The sequence below is a fragment of the Brevibacterium casei CIP 102111 genome (assembly GCF_900169275.1).
Classification (GTDB): Bacteria; Actinomycetota; Actinomycetes; order Actinomycetales; family Brevibacteriaceae; genus Brevibacterium; species Brevibacterium casei.
This window is the reverse complement of sequence record NZ_FXZC01000001.1, coordinates 615,379-641,069: the sequence shown is the minus strand read 5'-3', so window position 1 is coordinate 641,069 and position 25,691 is coordinate 615,379. Positions and strand designations below refer to the sequence as shown.

At 69.1% G+C, this 25,691-nt stretch carries 24 protein-coding genes; 9 read left to right on the top strand and 15 right to left on the bottom strand.

Annotated features, from left to right (window positions below; all coding sequences use genetic code 11):
• Positions 1 to 32: 32 nt before the first annotated feature.
• From BC102111_RS02770 to BC102111_RS02735, 8 genes are all read right to left on the bottom strand, one after another.
• Entirely contained in the window at positions 33 to 422 is a 390-nt protein-coding gene (locus BC102111_RS02770) for a hypothetical protein (protein ID WP_146001384.1), read from the bottom strand.
• On the bottom strand, positions 406 to 669 hold the full coding sequence (locus tag BC102111_RS02765) for a hypothetical protein (protein WP_101623515.1): 264 nt from the start codon (positions 667 to 669) through the stop codon (positions 406 to 408). Before BC102111_RS02765 ends, BC102111_RS02770 begins: the two co-directional genes overlap by 17 nt.
• A 226-nt stretch (positions 670 to 895) precedes the next feature.
• A complete protein-coding gene (locus BC102111_RS02760; protein ID WP_101623514.1) occupies positions 896 to 1,600 on the bottom strand; it encodes a response regulator transcription factor in 705 nt (234 codons plus the stop codon).
• Positions 1,597 to 3,051, bottom strand: a complete 1,455-nt coding sequence (locus BC102111_RS02755; RefSeq protein ID WP_101623513.1) for a sensor histidine kinase — start codon at positions 3,049 to 3,051, stop codon at positions 1,597 to 1,599. The genes BC102111_RS02760 and BC102111_RS02755 overlap by 4 nt, the downstream gene beginning before the upstream one ends.
• A 401-nt stretch (positions 3,052 to 3,452) precedes the next feature.
• The gene (gabT, locus tag BC102111_RS02750) at positions 3,453 to 4,817 is read right to left on the bottom strand and encodes a 4-aminobutyrate--2-oxoglutarate transaminase (RefSeq protein WP_180960561.1); all 1,365 of its coding nucleotides are present in this window, start codon (positions 4,815 to 4,817) and stop codon (positions 3,453 to 3,455) included.
• Positions 4,818 to 5,048: 231 nt separating this feature from the next.
• A complete protein-coding gene (ygfZ, locus tag BC102111_RS02745) occupies positions 5,049 to 6,296 on the bottom strand; it encodes a CAF17-like 4Fe-4S cluster assembly/insertion protein YgfZ (RefSeq protein WP_101623511.1) in 1,248 nt (415 codons plus the stop codon).
• 1 nt (position 6,297) lies between these two features.
• Entirely contained in the window at positions 6,298 to 6,897 is a 600-nt protein-coding gene (locus BC102111_RS02740) for a nitrobindin family protein (protein ID WP_063250714.1), read from the bottom strand.
• A gap of 247 nt (positions 6,898 to 7,144) precedes the next feature.
• Entirely contained in the window at positions 7,145 to 7,948 is an 804-nt protein-coding gene (locus BC102111_RS02735; RefSeq protein WP_063250716.1) for a hypothetical protein, read from the bottom strand.
• Positions 7,949 to 8,107: 159 nt separating this feature from the next.
• On the opposite strand from BC102111_RS02735, the gene BC102111_RS02730 reads away from it, so the two are divergent.
• The 9 genes from BC102111_RS02730 (at position 8,108) to BC102111_RS02690 (ending at position 18,383) form a co-directional block, all read left to right on the top strand.
• Positions 8,108 to 9,004 carry a winged helix-turn-helix domain-containing protein gene (locus tag BC102111_RS02730; RefSeq protein WP_308297878.1) on the top strand — a complete coding sequence of 299 codons (897 nt, stop codon included), beginning with the start codon at positions 8,108 to 8,110 and terminating at the stop codon, positions 9,002 to 9,004.
• On the top strand, positions 9,001 to 10,014 hold the full coding sequence (gene mshD / locus BC102111_RS02725) for a mycothiol synthase (protein ID WP_101623510.1): 1,014 nt from the start codon (positions 9,001 to 9,003) through the stop codon (positions 10,012 to 10,014). Before BC102111_RS02730 ends, mshD begins: the two co-directional genes overlap by 4 nt.
• Positions 10,015 to 10,017: 3 nt before the next feature.
• Complete coding sequence (locus BC102111_RS02720; RefSeq protein ID WP_095376210.1) at positions 10,018 to 12,162, top strand: RNA degradosome polyphosphate kinase; 2,145 nt, start codon at positions 10,018 to 10,020, stop codon at positions 12,160 to 12,162.
• Positions 12,159 to 13,133, top strand: coding sequence for an NUDIX hydrolase (locus BC102111_RS02715; RefSeq protein WP_063250721.1), 975 nt, complete (start codon positions 12,159 to 12,161; stop codon positions 13,131 to 13,133). The genes BC102111_RS02720 and BC102111_RS02715 overlap by 4 nt, the downstream gene beginning before the upstream one ends.
• 198 nt (positions 13,134 to 13,331) lie before the next feature.
• On the top strand, positions 13,332 to 14,435 hold the full coding sequence (gene pstS, locus BC102111_RS02710) for a phosphate ABC transporter substrate-binding protein PstS (protein ID WP_095376302.1): 1,104 nt from the start codon (positions 13,332 to 13,334) through the stop codon (positions 14,433 to 14,435).
• Between the two features lie 230 nt (positions 14,436 to 14,665).
• The gene (gene pstC / locus BC102111_RS02705) at positions 14,666 to 15,556 is read left to right on the top strand and encodes a phosphate ABC transporter permease subunit PstC (protein ID WP_063250738.1); all 891 of its coding nucleotides are present in this window, start codon (positions 14,666 to 14,668) and stop codon (positions 15,554 to 15,556) included.
• A 2-nt stretch (positions 15,557 to 15,558) separates the two neighbouring features.
• A complete protein-coding gene (pstA, locus tag BC102111_RS02700; RefSeq protein WP_373270473.1) occupies positions 15,559 to 16,698 on the top strand; it encodes a phosphate ABC transporter permease PstA in 1,140 nt (379 codons plus the stop codon).
• Positions 16,699 to 16,779: 81 nt separating this feature from the next.
• Positions 16,780 to 17,559 (top strand): phosphate ABC transporter ATP-binding protein PstB, encoded by a 780-nt coding sequence (gene pstB, locus BC102111_RS02695; RefSeq protein WP_063250724.1) that lies wholly within the window; start codon positions 16,780 to 16,782, stop codon positions 17,557 to 17,559.
• Positions 17,560 to 17,930: 371 nt separating this feature from the next.
• On the top strand, positions 17,931 to 18,383 hold the full coding sequence (locus tag BC102111_RS02690) for a DUF4383 domain-containing protein (protein ID WP_095376208.1): 453 nt from the start codon (positions 17,931 to 17,933) through the stop codon (positions 18,381 to 18,383).
• Between the two features lie 200 nt (positions 18,384 to 18,583).
• On the opposite strand, the gene BC102111_RS02685 is transcribed toward BC102111_RS02690, so the two are convergent.
• The 7 genes from BC102111_RS02685 to BC102111_RS02655 all read right to left on the bottom strand — a co-directional run bounded on the left by BC102111_RS02685 (position 18,584) and on the right by BC102111_RS02655 (position 25,670).
• On the bottom strand, positions 18,584 to 19,597 hold the full coding sequence (locus BC102111_RS02685) for an inorganic phosphate transporter (protein ID WP_095376207.1): 1,014 nt from the start codon (positions 19,595 to 19,597) through the stop codon (positions 18,584 to 18,586).
• Positions 19,598 to 19,600: 3 nt separating this feature from the next.
• Positions 19,601 to 20,221 (bottom strand): DUF47 family protein, encoded by a 621-nt coding sequence (locus tag BC102111_RS02680; protein ID WP_095376206.1) that lies wholly within the window; start codon positions 20,219 to 20,221, stop codon positions 19,601 to 19,603.
• Positions 20,222 to 20,611: 390 nt separating this feature from the next.
• Positions 20,612 to 21,199 (bottom strand): hypothetical protein, encoded by a 588-nt coding sequence (locus BC102111_RS02675; protein WP_095376205.1) that lies wholly within the window; start codon positions 21,197 to 21,199, stop codon positions 20,612 to 20,614.
• A gap of 80 nt (positions 21,200 to 21,279) precedes the next feature.
• Complete coding sequence (locus BC102111_RS02670) at positions 21,280 to 22,302, bottom strand: Ldh family oxidoreductase (RefSeq protein WP_180960560.1); 1,023 nt, start codon at positions 22,300 to 22,302, stop codon at positions 21,280 to 21,282.
• Between the two features lie 2 nt (positions 22,303 to 22,304).
• Positions 22,305 to 23,075, bottom strand: a complete 771-nt coding sequence (locus BC102111_RS02665; RefSeq protein ID WP_101623509.1) for a GntR family transcriptional regulator — start codon at positions 23,073 to 23,075, stop codon at positions 22,305 to 22,307.
• A 73-nt stretch (positions 23,076 to 23,148) separates the two neighbouring features.
• Entirely contained in the window at positions 23,149 to 24,303 is a 1,155-nt protein-coding gene (locus tag BC102111_RS02660; protein WP_101623508.1) for a fumarylacetoacetate hydrolase family protein, read from the bottom strand.
• The gene (locus BC102111_RS02655; RefSeq protein ID WP_101623507.1) at positions 24,300 to 25,670 is read right to left on the bottom strand and encodes an enolase C-terminal domain-like protein; all 1,371 of its coding nucleotides are present in this window, start codon (positions 25,668 to 25,670) and stop codon (positions 24,300 to 24,302) included. Before BC102111_RS02655 ends, BC102111_RS02660 begins: the two co-directional genes overlap by 4 nt.
• Positions 25,671 to 25,691 lie beyond the last annotated feature (21 nt).

Genomic DNA, 25,691 nt, shown 5'->3' with positions numbered 1-25,691 from the left:
GGTGCCGCTCCCCTCTCATCATGGCAGTTCCCTCACACATTGCGCAGTTGGACGGGCACGGACTTCCACCACCAGCCCGATCCGCGATGCCAGGTGCCGGTCTTCTGCAGGAAGCCCTCGACCTCGGTCCGCACGGCGTGACTCGGGTACTGGATCTCGAGGACGGCGCCCTGACAGCGTTCGACAACGAGGACCTCCGCGTCAGCGATCTCGGGAAACTCCGCGCGGACCTGCTCGACCGTCCGGACAGACGGCACGTCGGCGCAGCGGACCTTCGAGGGGACATTGTCGTAGACGACGTCCTGGAACTCGAACGACGACAGCACCCGACCGCACGCGAACGTGCCGATGACGACCGTGGCAGCCGCACCGGCGACGACGATGCCGATCCGCCTCAACACGGTCCTACGCGTGATGGTCACCCGCCTTCATCGATCGTTCCGCGGACATGCCGCTGTCAGTGCCGGGCGAAGCAGCAGGGTCCGTGACCGGCGGTTCGCCGGCGACCGGCACAGCTGTCGTCTCCCTCAGCCGGACGGTGAGCAGACGATTGACCTTGACGAGGACAATGAGTCCGACCACAAGGATCCCCAGCCCGAGCACCGTGACAGCGACATAGACCAGGGAGATGAGCAGACCCACGATTCCCATCGACACATCCAGGTTCATTCTCGCGACTCCTCGCCTCGGGCGGCCGTGCCGCTCGCTTCCGGGCACGCTCGGATCGCGGCCCGAGCATCCACTCTGCCGTGCACATGGGGTCCGTGTCATCGCACGAAAGGATGAGATCGCCGAGGTTTCCCCGCGCTTCCGTCTTCGGCTCGGACTCCCGCAGGGTCCTCCCGGTCACGATCCGGTGTGACCCCGGCTCAGGCCAGGAAGCAGGAACTCCGGCTCATTCCGGGGAGTGGAACTTGAACTGCACAGCGCGGATGACGACCTGCGCGAGGTTCTTCGCCCCGAGTTTGATCCGCAGGTTCCGGGCATGACTCTTGACCGTGTGGACGGTGACGAACTGTCGCGCCGCGATCTCCGAGTAGTCGAGTCCTTCGCAGATCTGGCGCAGGAGGGTGAGCTCCGCCTCGGTGAGTGCCGGAGCGTTGGCCGGGACGTCGGGAACGCTGTCGCCGCTGACGAGGATGTCCTCGGCGAGCGTTCGGAGCAGCTCGGGCGAGTCCCCCTCGAGGGCCGCCTCGGCGACGCGGATGAGCTCCGCATCGGAGGCGGACTTGCTCACGGCCGCGAGCGCACCGGCCTCGAGCGCTCGGGCGAGGCCGGGCCCGGGCGCCACCGTGGTGAGGAGGACGATCGTTGCCGAGGGGTCGAGCCCGATGATCTCCTGCGTCGCATCCACCCCGCTCATCCCCGGAGGCATGTTGACGTCCATGAGCACGAGGTCGGGCCGGTGCGCAGTGTAGGCCGCGACCGCCGCCTCACCGGAATGCTGCGGGTCGAGGACGTCGAACGACCCGGAGTCCCGGAGCGCAGCCGCAACCGCCCGCGTCGTCCATTTGTCGTCATCGACGATGAGCACCGAGGCGGCCGGTCGTTCCGTGGACGCCGCAGTCTGTGCGGCTCCGTTCCCGGCGGAGGCGTTCACGCCCTGCGGCCTTCGAGGCGACGGTGGGAGTGCCCGGCGTGCACCGTGGTTCCGGAGCCCGCCGGCCCGGCGGCACCGACCGGCCCCGCGTCACCGACCGTCACGGCATCGGCGGCAGTGCCTGCATGGCCGGCAGTCCCGGGAAGCGCCGCACCGGCCACAGAGGCGCTGTCGCCCTGCGCGGTCGGACTCAGCTCGCCGGGGGTCGCCTGCGACGCCGCGGCGAAGTCGTCCCTGACCGGCACCGCCTCGGTCGCGATCTCGGAGTCGATCTCCGTGGCGACGAGTTCGAGCGGGTGGGTGACGGTGACGACGACCCGGCCCTGCGGGTCCGCGCTCACGGTGCAGGATCCACCGACCGCCTCGGCGCGGGTGCTCAGGGACCGCGGCACCTCGGTGAGCGGGGCGTCGGCGGAGTTGACGCTCGTGTAGCGGACCACGACCCGTGTCGGCGTCGCCTGTTCGGCGGCGACGGCGATCGTCGAGGCTGTTCCCGGGGTCGCGTAGCGGATGACATTGGTGGCGAGTTCGAGGATGAAGCCGGTGAAGTGCGTGCCAACCGCGGGAGAGGCATGTTCGGGCAGGGCACCGACGGTCGTCGACAGCCGCACTCCCCCGGCGGCCGTGCCGTCCTCGATCGCGGAGACGAGCAGTCGGGCCTCGGCGCGGAGCCCAACGTGAGCGCTCTCGGGAGCGTCCGCGCGCAGGCGTGCGACGAGCTGCCGCAGGCGCTTCGTCGCCTCGGCGTTGACCAGAGCGAGTTCGGTGATCATCCGATCCGCGCCCGGCGCGTGGGGTGCCCGACCGAGGGTCCTGATGATCGCCGCCTCGGTGCACAGGGAGTGGGAGATCGTGTCGTGGGTGTCGCTCGTGAAGCGCATCCGCATCGTCTCGAGCGCTCGCGCGTTCTCGCGGGCCGCCTGCTCGCGGCGGGTGATCTCGCGCTGGATCCGGCGCTCGACGAACCCTGCGGCGACGCCGACGAGGCAGGTCGTCAGCCATCCGTAGCCGAGGTCGATGAGGCCGGGCACACCACCGTCGAGACCGTTCTGCGCCGTCGCCGCGACCTGGTACGCGAGGAGCGCGAGCGTCCCTGCACCGGCCGCCCACCAGCGCATATAGCTGAAGAGCACGGCCGTGGCGAGGATGAGCGCCTCGGTGGACATGTTCTCGAAGTCAGGGTACTGCCAGAGGAAGACCCCGCTGAGGGCCGCCGAGGCGACGACGACGCTCAAGGGAAGGAACGGCGCGACGACGATGAGCACGTAGGCGGCCGCGGTGAGAGCGACGTAGAGCGGTTCGTCGAGCTCGAAGGCGCCCGGCACGAAGGCCGTCAGCCCCATGACGAGAGCGAATGCGCGCAGCGGCAGGTCGACGAAGCGCGGACCGCGGAGGAACCGCCACACGGCGGAGCCTCGGCCCTCGGGTCTGTCCACGGTGGTCGCACGCATGACTACCGTTGTCCTCCATCCGCGCCGATTTCGCGCAGGGTTCAGCGATTCCGGGCCCCTGGTCCCGCCGACGGCCGTCCGGATCCGACGTCCCTGACCTTCCGGAATGCAGTGAGGAGGACTCCCGTCGCCGCGTCGGACCCGCCCGATCGCCGCCTTCGCGGGCAGCGCCCGTTCGTCGCCGCGTCGCATCCGCCCGACCGCCACCTTCGCGGGCAGCGCCCGTTCGTCGCCGCGTCGGACCCGCCCGATCGCCGCCTCCGCGGCCTCCGCGGGCAACTCCCGCCGAGGCAGATGACCCCACATGCGAACGCGAACGACCCTGCCCGCCCCGACCCGGAATCCGGGTGCGGTGGCGAACAGGGTCGTCGGTGGTGCGGGGTACGGCTGTGCCGGAGACCTCAGCCGAGGATCTCGGCGAGTCCCGCCTCGATGACGTCGAAGGCGTCGCCCAGCAGCTCATCGGAGATCGTCAGCGGCGGGAGGAAGCGGAGCACATTGCCGAAGGTGCCCGTCGTGAGGACGAGGACGCCGTTCTTCGCGCAGTACGCCGCGAGCTCCTTGACGAGCTCGGGGTTGGGCTCGATCGAGTCGCGCTTGACGAATTCAGCGGCCACCATGGCACCGCGGCCGCGGATGTCCCCGATCTCCGGGTAGGTGCTCTGGAGCTTGACGAGGCGATCGGTGATGAGCTCGCCGATCTCGGTCGCCCGCTCGAGCAGTCCGTCGTTCTCGTACGCTTCGATCGCGCCGAGGGCCGCCGCACACGCGGTCGGGTTGCCGCCGTAGGTGCCGCCGAGGCGACCCGGGCCGACCGAATCCATGATCTCCGCGCGACCGGTGACAGCCGAGAGGGGCAGACCGCCGGCGATGCCCTTCGCGGTGGTGATGAGATCGGGGACGATCTCCTCCCACTCCGAGGCGAACATCTTGCCGGTGCGGGCGAAGCCGGCCTGGACCTCGTCGGCGACGAAGACGATGCCGTTCTCGCGGGCGAAGTCGACAAGCGTGGGCAGGAAGCCCTCGGCGGGGACGATGAAGCCGCCCTCACCCTGGATCGGCTCGATGACGATCGCGGCGACGTTCTCGGCCCCGATCTGCTTCTCGATCATCGTGATGACGCGCGTGGCAGCGTCCTCACCGCTGACCTTCGTGCCCGCCGCGTCGTTGTCGCGGAAGGGGTAGGACATCGGTGCACGGTAGACCTCGCCGGCGAAGGGGCCGAAGCCCGCCTTGTACGGGTGGGCCTTCGCCGTCATCGCCATCGTCAGGTTCGTCCGGCCGTGGTACGCGTGGTCGAAGACGACGACGGCGTCCCGGCCGGTGTGGGCACGGGCGATCTTCACGGCGTTCTCGACCGCCTCGGCGCCCGAGTTGAGCAGGACGGTCCGCTTCTCGTGGTCACCGGGGGTGAGCCGGTTGAGCGCCTCGGCGACCTCGACGTAGCTCTCGTACGGATTGACCATGAAGCACGTGTGGGTGAAGGCCTCGAGCTGCTCGGTCGCGGCCTTGACGACGCGGGGGTTCGAGTTGCCTGCGGTGGTCACGGCGATGCCGGAGCCGAGGTCGACGAGCTGGTTGCCATCGACATCCTTGACGATGCCCCCGCCTGCGGCCACGATGTAGGCCGGCAGGCTCGATCCGACGCCGGTCGCGACGGCACTTGAGCGTCGCGCCTCGATCTCACGGGACTTCGGTCCCGGGATCTCGGTGACGATCTTGCGTTCCTGCGGCAGAGCTTCGCCGCCAATCTCCAAAGCTGTCATAACGGGAAGAATAGAGTGTGACGACGGTTCTTGTCATTCTCAGTCCGTCAGGTGGGCAGAACGCGCATTCAGGGCCGCCCAGAAGTACTGATTCCGTCGTCACTACGACGTCATTCTCAGCGTCATCCGGGAGTCCCGCCAGGTCCCCTGAGCACGCAGGACTCCCTTCGCCGAGGTGGCCGACCGTCCGATCGGGACGTTTCCCGCCGCGGACGCCCGGTCAGGCGGGTCTCAGCGGTGCTGATTCCGCATGTCGACGTCCCGGTTCCGTCCGGGCAGGGTCCGGTCGTGTCCGCGCTCGGGGGCGACGATGATCTCCTGCGCCCCCGCCACGGTTCCGCCCTCGCCGAGGTCGACGCTCAGCGGAGCGTCGGCGGCGACGGTGCGCTTGATGACGGCGAGCCCGATCGGGCCGAGTTCGAAGTGCTGAGCGACCGAGGTGAGGACGCCGACGGGACGGTCGGATCCGCGGACCGTGGAGAGCACCTCGGCGCCGGGATCGGGATGGATGTGCCCGGACCCGTCGAGGTGGACGAAGACGAGGCGCCGAGGCGGCTGACCGAGGTTGTGGACGCGGGCGACCGCCTCCTGACCGCGGTAGCAGCCCTTCGCGAGGTGGACCGAAGTGCGCAGCAGGTCGAGCTCGCCGACGAGGGACTTGTGGTCGATCTCATTGCGCCCCGGCCTCCACGCCGCGACCCGCAGGGCCTCCCACGCGTCGAAGCCGGCCATCCGGAAGTCGTTCGCCGAGGCTGCCCTCAGGTCCTCGCGGGAGACGATGCCGATGACGAACGGGGTCTCGAGGCCGGGGTGGTCGGTGCCGGCGACGCCCTGACCGAGGTCGACCTCGGCGTACGAGGCGGAGCCTGAGCCGATGTGCGGCCACGGATCGGACCAGAGCTGGGTGACGGGCAGGGATTCGGGCAGGACGCGGATCGCACCGATGGCCTGGAAGTCCTCGCTGACGTCGGCGATCTCGACGCGCATCATGAAGACCATACGGCGGAGGAAATCGAGGGTCTCGTCGGTGCGGAGGTCGCTGAGCGCCCAGAGCGCCTCACCGTCGTCGATGAGGCGCAGCCAGCCCTCGATGCGTCCGTTGGGGTCGAGGACGAGCGTCTCCGTCGAGACGCCGGGGGCCAGGGTGTCGATCTTCTGCGTCGTGATCGAGTTCAGCCACGTCAGCCGGTCCGCCCCGGTGAGGCGGAGCACGCGGACGTGGGGCAGGTCGACGATCGCCCCGCGTTCAGCGAGCGCGCGCTGCTCGCGCAGCGGTTCGCCATAGTGCATCGGGGTCTGCGCGAGGTCACCCGTCCCGAAGACCGCGGACGAACTCAGCGGTCGGGACAGGGACGACGGTCGCGGCGGGGCCGCCTCGGCGGGCGAGGATCCAGGGGTCCCCGGCGCACCCGCGGGAGAGCCCGGGGTCGCCTCGGCGCCGGTCGGGGCATCGGGGTCCGGTGCGGTGGTCCCGGTCATCTCAGCTGAGCTTCTTCAGCCTCGCCGAGGAGTGGGTGGCGAGTTCGTGGCCGAGGGCGGCCATGTCCCAAGCCCACATCAGCTCGCCGCCGACGAGCCCGTACATGCGGGTCGACGCCGTGTACTCCTTGGCGGTCTTCGTGCGGGCGACGACGTCGGTCGAGAGGTCGATGCGCGGTCCCTTGACGTAGCCGGCGTAGAGCTCCATGACGCCGTGGGGGTGGACGATCTCGGCTTCGATCTCGAAGGCGTCGTCGTTCGTCCGCAGGGTCTCGACCGCGGCGGCCGACCGGAAGCTGGGCTCCTCGGTGGGGATGAGCATGCCGGGGCCGACGTCACCGTCGTCTCGCTGGCGCACGAGCTGCCAGATGCCGGTCTCGAGGGTGAGCGTCTCGTCGAGTTCGCCGTCCTCGGTGAGCAGCCACGCGTGCGCGGTGTACTGGAGGTACGGGGTCCCGGGATGCGCGACGAAGTCGATGCGCTGGCCGAACTGCTTCTCCGGGGTGTCGGCGTACCCGACGACGCCCACACCCTCCCATGACCCGATGAGCCAGGAGAGGGGGACGAGTTCGGGATTGACCGATGCGTCGATCTCGATCATGGGAATCAGCGATTGACCACGATGAGGGACTTGACGACCTTGTACGCCACACCCAGGGCACCGAGTGCGGCCACGCCGACGAGGCCGGAGAAGACGATTTCGAGCAGAACGAGGTTTTCTTCCATGCCGTTCAGTCTACAGTCCGCGTCCGGACCTGCGGCAACCGCGCGGGAGGGTTGCTGAGAGAGACGGGTTGCTCAGAGAGCAGGTGCGCGCCCGCGCGGCTGCCGAGCGCCCGGAGGGTTGCTCAGAGGGCGATGCGCTCGAGGGCGTAGACGACGACGCCGCCGAGGGCGATGGGGGTTGCGCCGAGGGCGAGCTGGACCGCGAAGCTGCGGGCCTTCTCGACATTGCGCTTGAGTTCGATGTTCTGGGAGAGCTCGAGGTTCGCCGCCTGGTACTGGGCGTAGGCGATGAGACCGAGCATCCGGTCGACTCCGGCGACGAGGAGTCCCATGACCGCGCCGAGGATGAGCGCGATCGGCCACGTGAACCGCGAGTCGAGGATGAGCACCGACATGATGCCCGCGACGGCCGTCGCCATCGCGACCGCGAGCGGGGAGGTGTAGATCGCCGGCCACGGCAGTGCCGTCATGCACTGGGCGGCGATGATCGCGGCGAGGCCGACGACGATCGCCTCCTTGTCCCCGGGCACCGTCGCCGCCGCCACCCACGTGCTCGCCGAGAGCACGATGACGACACCGGCGACCTGCGCGGAGACGTTGGCCACGGCGTCCGAGGCACCGATGCCGCGGGTGAGGTTCTGGACGAAGGTCCACAGCAGGCCGAGCCCCGCGAGCACGGGCAGCCAGTCGAGGTAGGGTGCCGAATCGTCACGCCATGCGGCGAAGAGGCCGGCCAGGCCGAAGAGGGCGAGCATGATCGAGGTCGCCCGCGGCTGCGGGGAGTCGGTGAGGCGCGGCCACCCGTATGAGACGCCCAGGACGATGAGTCCGGTCGCGATCACGAAGAGCGTGTAGCCCCAGTACACCGACCCGCTCAGGGCGACGGCGAGGGCCAGCGCGACTGCTACTCGTATCCATCTGATCACCCATCTATCGTGCCTCATCGCCCCTGCCGGCGACGATTCGCGAAACGCCGCCCGGACATCCGCGATGCGCCCGGCCGTCGATTCGCCGAACACCGCCGATCCTGAGTCCCCGGCCTCGATATACTTTCCCTCAGGCCGCACACACGTCGATGAGGGGGCATGCAGAGCATGAGGATCCTGCACATCTGCCCCGCCGCCGCTCGGACCGCCCCGCTCGCCCCGCAGTCCCTCGAATACCTCGGCCACCAGGTCGAACGCATCACCGCCGAGGAGATTCCCGGTGCCGACGGGTCCGCCGACGTCGCCGTCGTCGACGCGTGCCTCGACCTCTCGCTCGCCCCGAGGGTCGGCACCGTCATCGCCGCCGCCGGCCTCAGCCTGCCGATCATCGTCGTGCTCAGCGAAGGCGGCCTGGCGACCGCCTCGGCGAAGTGGGACGTCACCGACATCATCCTCAGCTCAGCCGGCCCCGCCGAGGTGGAGGCGAGGCTCCGCGTCGCCCGTGACCGCTTCCGCGCCGCCGGCGACCCCGCCGGTGCTGCGCGCAGTCGAGGCGCGGCCCCGGCCACCCCTGGGCTGCTCCCGAGCGGTCGGAACGAGCACGGCGAGCCGATGGTCGTCGTCACCGGCGCCCTGCGCATCGACGAGACCTCGTTCACCGCCGACCTCGGCGGGCGTCCCCTCGACCTCACCTACCGCGAGTTCTCGCTGCTCAAGTTCTTCGCGATGCACCCGGAGCGGGTCTTCACCCGCGACGAGATCCTCCTCGGCGTGTGGGGCGATGACTACTACGGAGGCACCCGAACCGTCGACGTCCACGTCAGGCGCCTGCGGGCGAAGCTCGGCAAGGACCTCGAGAACGCGATCCACACGGTCCGCAACGTCGGCTACCGGTTCAGCCCCGACACCGCCGGTGAGGACGACGACGAGGAGAGCGACCCCGGCTCCTCCGCCGGCTCGAGCGACGCCGGCTCCCCCGCCGCCGGGTCGAGCGATGCCGCCCCGACCACAGGCACCCCATCCCGCCATCCCGACAGCGAGGAGATCAGCGCATGAGAATCGCCGCGTCCGGGGCCGTGACCGGCACCCCGATCGACACCCTCACCGAGGCGGAGCTGGACTTCCTCGACCGAGTGGCCGATGTCGACGGGGCGCCCGAGATCTCGGGAGGACTGCTCGCGATCGCCCGCGGTGAGGATGAGAGCCACGACGCCCAGACGGCTTCGAGCGTGTGGCGCGTCTACGCCGACGACGACTCGACTGACAGCCCGACCCTCATCGGCTTCGGCATCCGCGCCCTCCAGGGCGAGAGGCACGCCGCCGAGTTCCTCATCGACCCCGACCACCGCGGACACGGCTTCGGCGAGACGCTGCTGAAGACGATCCTCACCGAGCAGCCCGAGGCATGGTGCTGGTCGCACGGCGACTCCCCCGCCGCCCGCCGTCTCGCGCAGAAGCACGGCCTGGGCCGCGACCGCGTCCTCTATCAGATGCGCACCGACTCAGGCCTCACCCTCGCCGACCTCCCCGAGGCGACCGCGCCCAAGGGCGTGTCCCTGCGCTCGTTCGCCCCCGGTGACGAAGCGGGGTGGCTGCGGGTGAACAATGCCGCCTTCGACTGGCACCCCGAGCAGGGCAGCCAGACCCTGGACGACATCGACGCCATCGTCGGCGCCGACGGCTTCGACCCGGACAGCGTCATCCTCGCCGTCCGCGACGGCGAGACCCAGCAGCCGAACAGTGACGGCGAGAGCCTACAGCCGAACGGCGCCGGCGAGATCATCGGCTTCCACGAGACGAAGCTCACGGACCAGGGTGCCGGCGGCCGCCTCGGCGAGGTCTACGTCGTCGGAGTCGATCCCAGCGCCCACGCAGGGGGCGTGGGCAGGGCACTGACCGTCGAGGGGATGCGGCGGATGGTCGCGGCGGGCGCGACGGCGATCGAACTCTACGTCGAGTCGGACAACGCCGCGGCGCTAGGCTTGTACGAGCGACTGGGCTTCCACGTCGCGGTGGCGCACGTGTCCTACGCGCCGGCTTCCCCGACCCACAGCACTCAGGAGTGATCGATGTACGACGTCATCGCAGTCGGGCGTGAGCTCGACCTGCCCGATCCCGCCGACCGATTCCTCGACCGCGAGCTCAGCTGGCTCGCGTTCAACGAGCGCGTCCTCGACCTCGCCTCCGACCCGGAGATGCCGCTGCTCGAGCGGGTCCGCTTCCTCTCGATCTTCGCCTCCAACCTCGACGAGTTCTTCATGGTCCGCGTCGCCGGCCTCAAGCGCCGCATCAACACCGGTCTCGCCGTGCCGACCGTGACCGGCCGGATGCCGCTGCAGGTCATGCACGCCATCAGCGTCCGCGCGCACGAGCTCATGTCCCGCCACGCGGAGCTGCTCAAGACCGTCATCGGTCCCCAGCTCGACGCCGAGGCGATCACGAAGGTCTCGATGGACGACCTCACGAGCGGGGAGCGCGCCCGCGTCGACGAGTTCTTCACCGACCACGTCTTCCCCGTGCTCACCCCGCTCGCCGTCGACCCGGCCCACCCGTTCCCCTACATCTCCGGGCTCTCGCTCAACCTCGGCGTGCTCCTGCGCTACCCCGACTCGGGCAAGGAGCTCTTCGCCCGGGTCAAGGTGCCCCCGCGCCTGCCCCGGTTCTTCAACGTCGCCGAGGCGACCGACCGTCCCGCCGGTCGCGACGTCCCCGCCCGCTTCGTCGCACTCGAGGACATCATCGCCGCCCACCTCGACGCCCTCTTCGACGGCATGGAGGTCATCCACCACTCGACGTTCCGCGTCACCCGCAACGAAGACCTCGAAGTCGAGGAGGACGACGCGGAGAACCTCCTCAAAGCGCTCGAGAAGGAGCTGCTGCGCCGGCGCTTCGGCCCGGCCGTGCGCGTCGAGATCACCGAGGACATCCACCCCCGGGTCCGCGAGATGCTCAAGGACGAACTCGGCATCGACGAGTCCGAGATCTACCAGCTGCCGACGCCGCTCGACCTCTCCGGCATGGCCGACATCGCCGACGTGCCCCGCGACGACCTCCATTTCCCGAAGATGGTCCCGCAGATGAACAAGGACCTCTCGCTGCGGGAGTCGAGCGACCAGGTCGACGTGTTCGCCGCCGTCTCCAGCCGCGACATCCTCCTCCACCACCCCTACGACTCGTTCTCCACGAGCGTCCAGGCCTTCCTCGAGCAGGCGGCGAACGACAAGAACGTGCTCGCGATCAAGCAGACGCTCTACCGCACATCCGGGGACTCCCCGATCATCGACGCCCTCGTCGACGCCGCGCAGTCGGGCATCCAGGTCCTCGCCGTCGTCGAGATCAAGGCCCGCTTCGACGAGGAGGCCAACATCACGTGGGCGCGCAAGCTCGAACGCGCCGGCGTCCACGTCGTCTACGGCATCGTCGGGCTGAAAACCCATGCCAAACTCTCCCTCGTCGTTCGTCAGGAGGCCGAGGGACTCGCCCGCTACTGCCACGTCGGCACCGGCAACTACCACCCGAAGACCGCTCGCCTCTACGAGGACTTCGGGCTGCTGACGAAGGACAAGGCCGTCGCCGACGACCTCACGAAGCTGTTCAACCAGCTCTCCGGCTATGCCCCACGCGCCGAGTACTCGCGCCTTCTCGTCGCCCCCACCCGGGTGCGCGCGGGCCTCATCGAACTCATCGACAAGGAGATCGCGATCGCCGAGGCGGGCGGTGAGGGCTGCGTGCGGATCAAGGTCAACTCGATCGTCGACGAGGGCATCATCGACGCCCTCTACCGGGCCTCGCGCGCCGGGGTGAAGGTCGAGGTCTTCGTCCGCGGCATCTGCGCCCTGCGGCCGGGCATCCCCGGGCTGAGCGAGAACATCAAGGTCCGCTCGGTGCTCGGGCGCTTCCTCGAGCACTCGCGCGCGTTCGTCTTCGGCAACGCCGGCGACCCGATCGTCTACATCGGCTCGGCCGATATGATGCACCGCAACCTCGACCGCCGCGTCGAGACCCTCATCGAGCTCTCAGCGCCCAACCACAAGGCCGAGATCATCGAACTCTTCGACCTCGCGTTCGCCGACACCACCTCGGCGTTCGAGCTCTCCGGGGACGGAACGTGGACGCGGATGCTCCACGGACCCGACGGCGAGGATCTCACCGACTACCAGTCCGAGCTCATCCGCCGGCATCGGAAGCGGCGTCTGATCGGAGAGGACGCGTGAGTCCCTCGACGGTCGCATCCGCACAGGCGTCATCGCGGGTCACCGCCGACATCCTCGCCGCCGGCGCCGTGTGCTGGCGCAACGGGGCCGAGGGCATCGAAGTCGCCCTCATCCACCGTCCCCGCTACAACGACTGGTCGTGGCCCAAGGGCAAGGTCGAACCCGGGGAGACGCTGCCGGAGGCGGCGATCCGCGAGGTCAGGGAGGAGACGGGGTTCGACGTCCACCTCGGCGTGCCCCTGCCGACGGCCGAGTACATGGTCGGCGGCAAGAACCTCAAGAAGGTCTTCTACTGGTCCGCCGAGGTCAGGGGCGAGGCGACGTTCGCCCCGCACAACCCGCGGGAGGTCGACGAAGCCGTGTGGCTGCCGATCGCCGAGGCGCGGACGAAGCTGACCTCCTACGCCGACCGGGACCAGCTCGACGCGCTCGAGAAGTACGACGAGACCGATGCCCTGCGGGCGTGGCCGCTCATCCTCGTCCGCCACGGCAAGGCGTTCCCGCGGGCGAAGTGGTACGAGACGGAGCATGTGCGCCCGCTGCTGGCGCTGGGCACACGGCAGGCGATGGCACTCACCGGTCTGCTCGCGGCGTGGGAGGTCAAGAAGCTCGTCTCGAGCCCGTGGAAGCGGTGCGTGGCGACGCTGGCCCCGTTCTCCGCGGCCACCGGCAAGTCGATCAAGAAGGTCGCGGCACTGAGTGAGAAGGCGACGGCGGCAAACCCCGACAAGACCGCCCGCTGCATCGAGAAGCTCCTCGACAAGGGCAAGCCCACAGCGTTCTGCACGCACCGACCGGTCGTGCCGACCGTGCTCAAGGTCTTCGCCGCCCACGCCCCGAAGCGCATCGCCGAGAAGCTGCCGACCGAGGACCCCTACCTCAAACCCGGGGAGATCCTCGTCGCCTACGTGCGTCCGGGAACGATCGCCCGCATCGTCGAGGTCGAACGGTTCCGCCCCATCGACGCGTAGGCACACCCGCCTCGGCGTCGATCGTCTCACGGAACCCCCACCCCCTGTGATGGAGCACTCAGCGGTCTCCCAATCCTTCAGCATCCATTCACCTTCCATTCACTGAGCGAGACCCCAGCCTTTACACATCCTCCTTAGCGTGGAGGACGAACGATCGAGATCGCTCGAAAACGTGTGCTCAATCAGAAAGGCAACTTCGTGAAGCTGAAGCATCTTGCCCCCTCCGCTGCTCTCCTCGCAGTCGGCGCGCTCACCCTGTCGGCCTGCGGCGGAGCCTCCGCCACCGGCGAGGACGTCAGCGGCGGCGGTGAAAGCGACCTGCAGGGCACCCTCACCGGCATCGGCGCCTCCTCGCAGAAGGCCGCCATGGACGCCTGGACCGCGGACTTCACCTCGGCGAACTCCGGCGTGACCGTCAACTACTCGCCTGACGGTTCGGGTGCGGGACGCGAGCAGTTCCTCGCCGGCAACGCGCAGTTCGCCGGCTCGGACGCCTACCTCGACGACGAAGAGGCTGCGAAGGCCAAGGAGGTCTGCGGACCCGACGGCGCCTACGAGTTCCCCGTCTACATCTCCCCGATCGCCGTCGCGTTCAACGTCGAAGGCGTCGACTCGCTCAACCTCTCCCCGCAGACGATCGCCGGGATCTTCAAGGGCGAGATCACGAACTGGAACGACGAGAAGATCGCGGCCGACAACCCCGACGCCAAGCTTCCCGATCTCAAGATCACCGCCGTCCACCGCGCCGACGACTCGGGCACGACCGAGAACTTCACCGAGTACCTCAAGGCGACCGCTGGCGACGTCTGGGACGAGGAGCCGGACGGCAACTTCCCGAAGAACTACGGCGGCGAGGCCGCACAGGGCACCGACGGCGTCGTCCAGACCGTGACCGACACCAACGGTGCGATCGGCTACGCCGACGCCTCGGCCGTCGGCTCGCTCGGCACCGCCAAGGTCAAGGTCGGCGACGAGTTCGTCGAGCTCTCGCCTGAGGCCGCGACGAAGGTCCTCGACGCCTCGACCACGGTCGAGGGACGCGGCGAAGGCGACCTCGCCTTCGACCTCGCCCGCGACACCACCGAGTCGGGCGCCTACCCGATCGTCCTCGTCTCCTACCACATCGTGTGCTCGTCGTACTCCGACCAGAACACGGTCGACATGGTCAAGGCCTGGGAGAAGTACGTCGTCTCGGAGGAGGGCCAGGCCTCGGCTGCCGAATCGGCCGGTTCCGCCCCGATCTCCGAGGACCTGCGCTCGCAGATCAACACCGTCATCGATTCCATCAAGGTCTCCGGCTGAAGCTGACGCTTTGATCTGGAACACTGTACAGTCGAAGAGCGGCGTAGCTCGCGCTACGCCGCTCTTCGGTGCCCAGGATCCCCGCACCACGATCCCCACTCGTCACTTGAGGAGCACCAGTGCCGACCAGCACGCAAACCACTGAGACCGGCCCCGCCGGCGCACCTCAGCCGAGCGCTGAGGCCGCCCCGAGTCGGGCGCCGAAGGCGGTCGTCCGGCCCGGCGACCGGATCTTCTCCACCGCGACCCTTCTCGCAGGGATCCTCATCCTGCTCACGCTGGCCGGTGTCGCCCTCTTCCTCCTCGCCCAGTCGAGCGACACCATCGAGGCGCAGATCTCCGATCCGAGCTCGATCACCGGCGGCCGCGGCTTCTTCGCCTACGTCTGGCCGCTCATCATCGGCACGCTCGTCTCCTCGGCGATCGCCCTCGTCGTCGCCACCCCGTTCGCCCTCGGCATCGCCCTGTTCACGACGCACATGGCGCCGCGCAGGCTCGCCCCTGCGCTCGGATACGTCATCGACCTCCTCGCCGCGATCCCCTCCGTCGTCTACGGCCTCTGGGGCCTGACGCTGGCCGGCAACCTCACCGGCTTCTACCTGTGGCTCTCGAAGTGGTTCGGGTGGATCCCCATCTTCGCCCCGGACCCCGACGGCGGTGTCTCGAACACCGGCCGCACGCTGCTCACCGCTTCCCTCGTCCTCTCGATCATGATCCTGCCGATCATCACCTCGCTCACCCGCGAGGTCTTCCTCCAGACCCCGCGTCTGCAGGAAGAAGCGGCGCTCGCGCTCGGCGCGACCCGCTGGGAGATGATCCGCACCGCCGTCCTTCCCTTCGGCAAGTCGGGCATCGCCTCGGCGACCATGCTCGGCCTCGGCCGCGCCCTCGGTGAGACGATGGCGGTGGCCATGATCCTCTCCCCCGGTCTGCTCACCGCGTCCCTCGTCGTCAGCGGCAACCAGACCATCGCCTCTGAGATCGCGCAGAACTTCCCAGAGGCGGCCGGACTCCGGCTCTCCGAGCTCATCTCGATCGGCCTCGTCCTCTTCGTCATCACCCTGCTGGTGAACATGGCGGCGCGCGCAATTGTTGCCAAGACCTCGGTGAAGGGCAGTTGATGATGTTGACGACCTCTGACAATGCGACCACCAAGACCCGTACGCTGACCTCGAAGCAGCTGCCCAAGGCGACTCCGTGGATCATCGCCGTGGCCTCGATCCTCGTCGCCTTCGGCCTCACCTTCGTCTTCACCGGCGGCTTCTCGCTGGCGATCACCGCGATCCTCGCGGGCATCATCAACCTCGTCGCGGTGCTCGTCATCTCCGGCGCCTACGAGGGCCGACGCAAGGCCGTCGACCGGATCGCGACGACGATCGTCACCTCGACCTTCGTCCTCGCCTGCGTCCCGCTCATCTCGCTGCTGTGGCTGACCGTGTCCAAGGGCGGTGCGGCGATCAACATCGATCTCCTCACCCGCACGATGCTCGGCATGAAGGGCGTCCTCGACCAGCAGTACGTCGCGGGTGAGGCCTCCCTGGCCGGCGGCTTCTACCACGCGATCGTCGGCACCGTGCTCATCACGTTCGCCGCGTGTGCCATCTCGATCCCGATCGGCGTGCTCGCAGCGATCTACCTCGTCGAGTACGCCGGCAACAACAAGCTCGGCAAGGCGATCACCTTCCTCGTCGACGTCATGACGGGCATCCCGTCGATCGTCGCCGGTCTCTTCGCCTTCGCCCTGTTCTCGACGATCCTCGGGCTCGTCATGCCCGACGCGGTCGGCAGCGCGAAGACCGGCTTCACCGCGGCGGTCGCGCTCTCGGTGCTCATGATCCCCATCGTCGTGCGCAACACCGAGGAGATCCTCCGCCTCGTCCCGATGGATCTGCGCGAAGCCTCCTACGCCCTCGGCGTGCCGAAGTGGAAGACGATCGTCAAGATCGTCCTCCCGACCGCGATCTCCGGCATCCTCTCGGGTGTGACGATCGCGATCGCCCGCGTCATCGGCGAGACGGCGCCGATCATGGTCACCGCCGGCTTCGCGAAGACGCTCAACTGGAACCTCTTCTCCGGCTGGATGTCGACCCTGCCGACCTACATCTACGATTCGCAGCTGCGGCCGGTCTCTCCCGGTGAGGCAGCGCTGGCGAGCTCCGAGCGTGCGTGGGCCGCGGCCCTCGTCCTCGTCATCCTCGTCATGCTGCTCAACCTCCTGGCCCGCATCATCGCGAAGGTCCTCGCACCCAAGGCCGGACGATGATCCCCGCCTCCACCGCCTCGGCGGGGATCGCAGCCCCCTCCCAGCTACCGCACCTCTGACTCCGAAGGACAAGGACACACCATGTCAAAGCAGATCGACATCAAGGATCTCGACATCTTCTACGGCGACTTCCAGGCCGTCGACGGCGTCAACATGCACATCAAGCCGCGGTCGGTCACCGCGTTCATCGGTCCCTCCGGCTGCGGCAAGTCGACCGTGCTGCGCACGCTCAACCGCATGCACGAGGTCATCCCGGGCGCGAGCGTCCAGGGTGAGGTCCTCATGGACGGAGACAACATCTACGGCGCGGGCGTCGACCCGGTCAACGTCCGCCGCGACGTGGGCATGGTCTTCCAGCGGGCAAACCCGTTCCCGACCATGAGCATCAAGGAGAACGTGCTCGCCGGCGTGCGTCTGAACAACCGCCGCCTCCCGAAGTCCGAGGCCGACGACCTCGCCGAGCGCGCGCTCAAGGGCGCGAACCTCTGGAACGAGGTCAAGGACCGTCTCAACCTGCCCGGTTCGGGGCTCTCCGGCGGTCAGCAGCAGCGTCTGTGCATCGCCCGCGCGATCGCTGTCGAGCCCGAGGTCATCCTTATGGACGAGCCGTGTTCGGCACTCGACCCGATCTCGACGCTGGCGATCGAGGACCTCATCAACGACCTCAAGGACAAGTACACGGTCGTCATCGTCACGCACAACATGCAGCAGGCCGCCCGTGTGTCCGACAAGACCGCGTTCTTCAACATCGCCGGCACCGGCAAGCCGGGCAAGCTCATCGAGTTCGACGACACCTCGACGATCTTCTCCAACCCGACGAAGGAAGAGACCGAGAACTACATCTCCGGTCGCTTCGGGTGATCACCGGGCACACAGCGTAGGGGCGGTCCGCCGTCCCGAGCTGCGGCTCCACGTCTCGCGCAACGCCGGATCGGGCTTCGTGCCCGGTCCGGCGTTGCGCTTGCCTGCGTTCCTGCGAGCGCGCACCACGCACCCAGCGCTGCCCGTGCGCGCACCTGCGCCTCGAACTCCGTGCGCCTCGGGTCCCGGAGGAGGATCCGGTCCGAAATCCGGCCCAGGATCGAACCCGATCTTCCTCGGAAAGGCGACCGGCACCACCGGCGTGCACACTTCATCGGAAGTCCGACCCATCCGAACGGAGCCCGGCTCCGAATCCCCTCTGACAGACGAACCACGACAGACGAACCACGCCGAAGCAGAAAGGGATCGTCATGACCGCCTCCCACGCACACGCGACTGCACGCTCGACCCGCAGCGCCGTCCAGATCGTCGCCGGGATCTTCGGGGCCGTCTTCCTCCTCGTCGGGATCCTCGGGTTCGTTCCGGGAATCACGCAGAACTACGACACGCTGATGTTCGCCGGACACCACTCCGAGGCCGCTCTGCTCGGAATCTTCCAGGTCTCGGTGCTCCACAACATCGTCCACCTGCTCTTCGGCATCGTCGGACTCCTCGCCCTGCGCTCCCGTGCCCTCGCGAAGGGGTACCTCATCGTCGGCGGCATCGTCTACGCCGTGCTGTGGATCTACGGGCTCGTCATCCCCATGGACTCGATGGGCAACTTCGTCCCCCTCAACACCGCGGACAACTGGCTCCACTTCGTCCTGTCCGTGGCCATGATCGGTGCCGGCGTCGTCCTCGGCCGCAGAGCCAAGGTCGACTGACAGTCCCCTTCCCCGGCATCCCCAGCCTCGCCGAGGCGGCTCCCGGTTCCCCACAGAACGCCGGGTTCAGCCTCGGCGAGGTGGTGCTCGCAGAGAGCGCCGCTGCGCCGAGGGGACTCCTCCGGGGCGAGCGGACCAGCTAGAAATCGTCCCCTCGCCGCGCAGTGGTCCCCTCGAGGTTGAGGGGGCTCGCAGCTGCCTCAGGCCGCGACGGCGCGGACGACGAGGCCGATGCCCACGGCGAGCAGCGCCGCGGCGGGGATCGTCAGCAGCCAGCCGGCGACCATCGGGACGATGTACCGGGCCCGCGGGTAGCCCTTCCGGCCCGCGTACTGCGTGCCGAGGATCGCCGACCCGAGGACGAAGGTGAGCGACACGGGCACCCGCATGACGAGGGCGGCTGCGTACATGAGCACCGAGGCGGTGGCGTCGGCGATCGCGGTCTTGACCGGGTCGAGGCGTGCCATCCGCACCGACAGCGTGCGCACGACCCGCCATCCGCTCAGCCCGGTCCCGGCGGCCAGCGCCAGGGCGATGAGGATGCGCACCGGCCAGGAGATCTCGACGACGGCGAGTTCGCTGTGCTTGACCGTATCGACGGCGAGGATGGCGACCATGACGAGCGCCGCGGTCTTCTGCGCATCCTGGATGCCGTGGACGAGGGAGAGCGAGGCGGTGAGGACCGCGTCGACCATCCGCGCCCCGCGGAAGAGCGGCTTCGGCGGGGTCGAGGCGAAGAGCTTCGAGAAGAGGAGCGTCAGACCCCAGGCCAGGAGGAATCCGAGCACCGGCGAGATGAGCAGCGGCAGGATGACGGAGTCGAAGAACTCGGCGCTGTCGAGGGTGAACCCGAGGGTGAGGCCCGCCCCGAGGAGGCCGCCGATGAGGCAGTGCGTCGACGACACCGGCAGCGCGAGCCAGTACGTGAACAGGCTCCATGCCGTCGCGGAGACGAAGGCGATGATGATGCATGTGAGGATGACGTCTGTCGGCATGCCTGCGAACCTGATGATCTGGTTGGCCACGACGATCGCGATGCCCTCGCCGAGCAGGGCACCGATGAAGTTGAAGACGACGGCGAGTCCGAGCGCCCACTTCGGGCTGAGCGCGCGCCCGACCACGGCGTTGCCGATGGTCAGCGCCGCGTCATGGAACCCGTTCGATCCGGCGAAGAGCACCGCGGCGACGATGACTCCCGCCATGAGCAGCTCCACGGATCAGGATTCCTTGATCGCGATCGAGGCAACGACCTTGCCGAGTTCGGTGAAGCTGTGGGCGGCACGGACGAAGGCCTGGCCGAGCTGGGAGACCGCGGCCATGTACGTCAGTCCGCGCTTCGAGTTGGGCACCGCGTCGGACATCCGCCACTGGAGGGTCTCGACCTGGTGGGTGAGCCGGTTGATCGTGTCGACGTAGTCCCACTGGTCGACCTTGCCCGGCAGCTTCGAGACCATCCGCGCCGTGTGGTCGGTCTGGTTGGACAGGACCGCGAGCGTCTCGAGGACGCCGGAGGGCAGGGGGTCGAAGGCTTCGGAGGCGAGGACGTAGCCGACGCCGTGGAGGCGATGGCAGATGTCGCGCATGTGATGGCAGAGGAGGTAGAGGTCGTAGCGGTCGAAGGGGGTGATGTAGTTCTCCCGCAGGGCCCGCAGCACGGCTCCCATGTCCGCATCGGCGTGGTCGCCGATCTCACGCAGCCGGTCGGCGACCTGCCGGCGTTCGGTGAGTTCGATGCCCGAGAGTTCGGCGAGCACGAGATTGCACTGCCGCATCTGTCCGACGAGATCGGACATCCGCTCGTAGAACACGGTGTCCTGCGGTACCCGTCTGAGCCGCATGCGTTTCCTCCTGCCCGGGGCCCGGACACCGCCGGACGCATGTGCAATTCGCGCCGATATTCCTCTGTCGAGTGTGTGAACCGGACGCTGAACCGAGAGCGCCTCTCGGCGATAGGCCGCTCGAAGCGGCTGAGGTTGGAGCCCGGGGCTTCAGCGATCCAACGTCCGGTGGCCACGAGGGCCGTCTTCCACGATACCGCTTCCACACTGTGCGTCTACCCCGGTACGGCGAACTCCGGCTTGAAAAATCTCACAGCCGACGATCGTCCGCCCCGTGCGTCCACCCAACCCGGATCGGGGCCGGTGCCTTCGCCGAGGCGGGCGTGCGGTTCCTTGTCCTCCCTCGCCGAGGCGGGGTTCAGTGCCCGTGTTCCGCAGCGGTCGCGCGGGTCAGCTCAGACCTTCGTTGCGGTGGACCATCGCGGCGTCGCCGAGGTCCTTCGAGAGCTGCTGCAGGCGGGTGCGCGTGTCCTCGCTGTCGGCCCCGGCAGCGCAGATGCCGACGAAGGCGGCAGCCCGGAGCAGGGCGATGATGACGTCGCCGCGGAAGGCGCCGGCGAGGATCTCGTCGATCGCACGGGCCACCTCGTCGGGTCCGACCGGATTCTCGACCCCGGCCAGGATCTCGGTCACGCCGATGCCCTCGGTCGTGCGCCGTCGTCCGAGGTCGAAGAGGTCAGCGACCTCACGGGGTGAGGTGACGATCCACTCGCGCAGGGCGTAGAGGCGCCAGAGCGCGCCGGGCGCGGAGACGGCAGGGGCAGCCGACCACATCTCGGCGATGACCTCGAGGCCGATGTCGTCGGCGAGTTCGACGAAGCGCCTGGTCGCGGCTTCGTCACGGTTGCCGCGGGCGTCGCCGAGGAGGAGGGCCGCCGTGGCGTGCGAGGTCTCCGACCGGGTGACGGGGTCGGTCAGGCTGCTCACCGATTCGAGGTCGGCGAGCGGGACGGGGCGGTGGAACGGGCGCTCATTCATCGTGTGTGCAGTGTAGTCCTCGTGTCTGAACGCCGGTCAAGGGGTGCGCACTCCTCTCACCGAGTTTCACGCCCGGAGGCTCACTGCGGCCGAGGAAGCCCGAGGTCGTCGGCCACCCTCAGCAGCGCCTCGGCGGTCGAATCCTCGAGGTCGAGCGCGTCGGCGCTGCGCTCCTCGTTCGCGTACTCGATCTCCCCGGGCAGCCGCACCCCGTCCCCGGAGGCACCGATCGCGGTTCCCAGGGCGCTCACCTTCGCCTCGGCGGTGGTGCGGCCGTTGAAGGCGGCGGAGTCGAGGGCGATGAGCAGGTGCCCGTTGTTCATCTCCGAGGCGGGGTTGTCCCAGATGTCCTGGGTCTCGTACGCGAAGGTCGCCGAGCTCAGGCCCCCGGCGAAGGCTTCGAGGAGGACCGCGAGCCCGGAGCCCTTGTGCCCGCCGAAGGCGAGCAGCGACCCGGCGGCCGCGGCGTCCGCGTCGGTCGTCTCCCTGCCCTCGGCGTCGACGGCCCAGCCCGCAGGGATCGGCCTGCCGGCGTTGCGGGCGGCGATGACCTTGCCGAATGCCCCCGCCGAGGTGGCCATATCGAGGGTCATCGGGTCCTCACCGGCGCTCGGGGCGGTCATCGTCAGCGGGTTCGTGCCGATGACCTTCGCGCTGCCGCCGTGGACGGCGACGGTCGGACCCGTCGTCGAGGTGAGGACGGCGAAGAGTCCGGCGGCTGCGAGTTGATCGGTCCAGAACGCACCCGCCCCGTAATGACTCGAGTTCTCCACCGCGATCGCACTCACGCCGTGCATCCGTGTGCGGTCGAGTGACCAGTCGACGGCGGTCTGCATGACGACCTGCCCGAGTCCGCTGCCGCCGTCGAGCACCGCGGTCGCCCCGGTGTCCCGGACGAAGGCGAGCTCCGGTCTCGGGGCGATGCCGCCGGATTCGAGGGCACGGACGTAGAGCGGCAGGCGCAGCAGGCCGTGCGAGGCGATGCCGCGCTGGTCGGCTTGGACGAGGGAGCGGGCCGTGAGCGAGGCATCGGTGTCCGGGACACCGCACGAGGCCAGGGCGTCTGCGGCGAAGGTGCGGAGCGAGTCGACGGAGAGGCGCATGATCAGCTCGCCTCCTCGGAGTCGGTGCCCCGCGAGCGCCCGAGCACCGATGCGAAGGCGTCGGTGAAACCCCGGCCGGCGTCGCTCGGCCCTCCGTCGGACCCCGCCTCCCCGTCGGACCCCGCACCGCCCTCCGTGCTCGCGGAGAACCGGGTGAGTGCGTGGAGGATGTGCTCGCGCATCGCGGCCTCGGCGGCATCGGGATCGCACTCCGCGATCGCGCGGGCGATCTCGCCGTGCTCGTGCGAGGTGTCGATGCCGTGCGGATCGCCGGGGTAGAGGCGGAAGAGATGGAGGTGCGGTCGCATCTGCCGATACGCGTCGAGGAGGAACGTGTTGCCGGTCGCCTCGAGGATGCGGAGGTGGAAGCGCGAGTCGTGCTGGAACAGCTCCTGCTTCCAGTCGCTCCCGTCCGGGTCGGCGGCGAACGACTCGACTTCGGTGAGCAGCTCCCGCCCCGGGTTGGACGCCCGGTCGACGGCGACCATCCGCGCCGCCCACGGTTCGATGAGGAGGCGGACCTCGATCATCATCTCGAGGTCGCGTCGGGTGAGCAGCGGGGTCGTCGCATAGCCACGCGGCTGCCTGGTCCGGACGAGCTTGTCACCCTCGAGACGCTGCATCGCCTCCCGCACCGGGGTCTGGGACACCCCGAGCTCCCGGGCCATCCGGTCGATCGTGATCCTCTCCCCCGGCGGCACTGTGCCGTCGAGGATCATCGCCTTGATCCGCGCGTAGACGCTCGAGTCCGCGTCGGTGTCGCGTCCGGGCATTCCGTCTCCTCTCCGCCGGTCGGCCGCAGAACGGGTGCGGCCCCCGTCGATGCTCTCCACTGTGCCCACGAGACTACCGCTGTCCTGCCGCGAGGTCGCGGAAGAGCGCGCGGATGCCGTAGTCCCAGGTGGGCAGGTCCTCCGCCCGTCCGACCGTGTTCGCCAGCACGCCGAGGCTGTCGCTGGCGATCGTCACCCGGTCGCCGAGGTGGTGGGTGAACCCGAGGCCGGCCGTCCCCCGGTCCTCGGTCGGGGCGAAGAGGGTGCCCGTGAAGAGGACGAACCCGTCCGGATACTGGTGGTGGCGTCCGTGGGCGGCGGCGACGAGGTCCTCGAAGGGTCGGCTGAGCGCCCGCACCGAGTTGACCCCGCGCAGCTCATAGCCCGAATCCCCCGTGACCGTGAGCGCGAGGTCGAGCTCCCGGGCGGCGTCGAGGTCGAAGGTGTCGTCGAAGAGCCGGATGAGCGGGCCGATCGCCGTCGAGCGGTTGTTGTCCTTGGCCATGCCGAGCAACAGGGCGCTGCGGCCTTCGACGTCGCGGAGGTTGACGTCGTTGCCCATCGTCACCCCGCGGATCTCACCGTGGGAGTCGACGACGAGGACGAGTTCGGGTTCGGGGTTGCTCCATGCGGAGAACGCGGGGATCCCGACGGCGTCGCCGGTGCCCACGGCCGAGAGCACGGGTCCCTTCGTGAAGACCTCGGGGTCGGGGCCGATGCCGACCTCGAGGTACTGCGACCACCAGCCCTTGGCCAGCAGCGCCTCCTTGAGCCGGGCTGCCTGCTCGGAACCGGGGACGATGGCGGCGAGATCGGCGGTGACGGCGGAGGCGAGTTCGTCGCGCACGGCCTGGGCCCGTCCCGGGTCGCCGTCGCAGCGTTCCTCGATGAGGCGTTCGACCATCGAGCCGGCGAACGTCACCCCGCACGCTTTGATGACCTGGAGGTCGATCGGGGCCAGCAGCACCGGGGCGTCCTCCCCCGCATCGTCCTCGGGCAGGCGGATGTCCTCGACGCTCCACTCGGCGGGACGGGCGGCGGATTCGGCGAGCCGCCGAGGCAGGTCCGGGGTCTCGAGGATGCCTGAGATCGTGGGGTCGACAGCGGAGACGTCGCGGACCTCGTCACCAGTGATGAGGACGGGGATCGGGGCGGGTCTGCCCGGGACGGAGAGGCGACCGAGGAAGGTGCCGGTCGCCTCGGCGGGGAGGATTGCGCGGATGCTCATGCCGATGCTCCTTCCGTCGAGCCGGCAGGCTGTCGGTCCTCTGCACCGACGGCGGCACGCTCTCCGACGCGCTGCCATCCGGGTCCGTCGGGATAGGTCCATTCGGTCACGGACCCCTCGACCATGCGGGCGCTCGTGCCGGGTGCCGTGGGCGCGCGGTAGCGGCCGTCGACGACGACGGCAGGGTCGACGAAGTGCTCGTGGAGGTGGTCGACGTATTCGACGACGCGGTCGTCCGGCTGCCCGGCGACGCGGGCGGCGTCGAAGAGCGCGAGGTGCTGGACGAGTTCGCACAGTCCGACTCCGCCGGCGTGCGGGCAGACGGGGATGCCGAACTTCTTCGCGAGCAGGAGGATCGCGAGGTTCTCGTTGACCCCGGCCACGCGGGTCGAATCGAGTTGGAGGATGTCGATGGCCTCGGCCTGGAGGAGCTGTTTGACCATGATCCGGTTGTGCACGGCCTCGCCGGTGGCGACCTTGATCGGGGCGACGCCGCGGCGGATCTCCGCGTGGCCGAGGATCTCGTCGGTGCTCGTCGGCTCCTCGATCCAGTACGGGTCGAATTCGGCGAGTGCGTTGACCCAGTCGATGGCCTCGCCGGTCTCCCACTTCTGGTTGGCGTCGATGGCGATGCGGATGTCGGGGCCCACGGCCTCGCGGGCGAGCGCGAGGCGCCGCCGGTCGTCCTCGAGGCTGCCGCCGACCTTGAGCTTGATCTGCGTGAACCCTTCGGCGACGGCTTCCTTCGCCAGGCGCACGAGCTTCTCGTCGCTGTAGCCGAGCCACCCCGGTGAGGTCGTGTACGCGGGGACGCCGCTCGCCTCGATCTCGGCGATGCGCTCGGCGAGGCCGTCCTCTCCCGCGCGGAGCATCTCGAGTGCTTCCTCCTCGGTGAGGGCGTTGCGCAGGTGGGTGAAGTCGATGGCGGAGACGAGATCCTCGGCGGGCAGTTCCGCGAGGTGCCTCCACAGCGGCTTGCCCGCGCGCCGGGCGGCGAGATCCCACAGGGCGCCGAGGAGGCCGCCCGCGGCCATCTGCGTCACCCCCTTCTCGGGGCCGAGCCAGCGCAGCTGGGAGTCGTGGACGAGCAGCGCCGAGGCGGCGCCGAGGTCGGCGAGGAGATCGTCGAGCTCTCGGCCGATGAGCAGAGGAGCGTACGACTCCATCGCGGCGACGATGAGTTCATTGCCGCGTCCGGCGGTGAAGACGAGACCATGCCCCACCTCGGCGGCATCACCGTCCCCGGCATGGATGGCCACGTACGCGGCCGAGTAGTCGGGGTCGACGTTGACGGCGTCGGAGCCGTCGAGTTCGAGGGAGGTGGGGAAGCGGACGTCGGTGACGGTGATGTCGGTGATGAGGGGCACGAGCTTCTGCCTTTCCGGTGG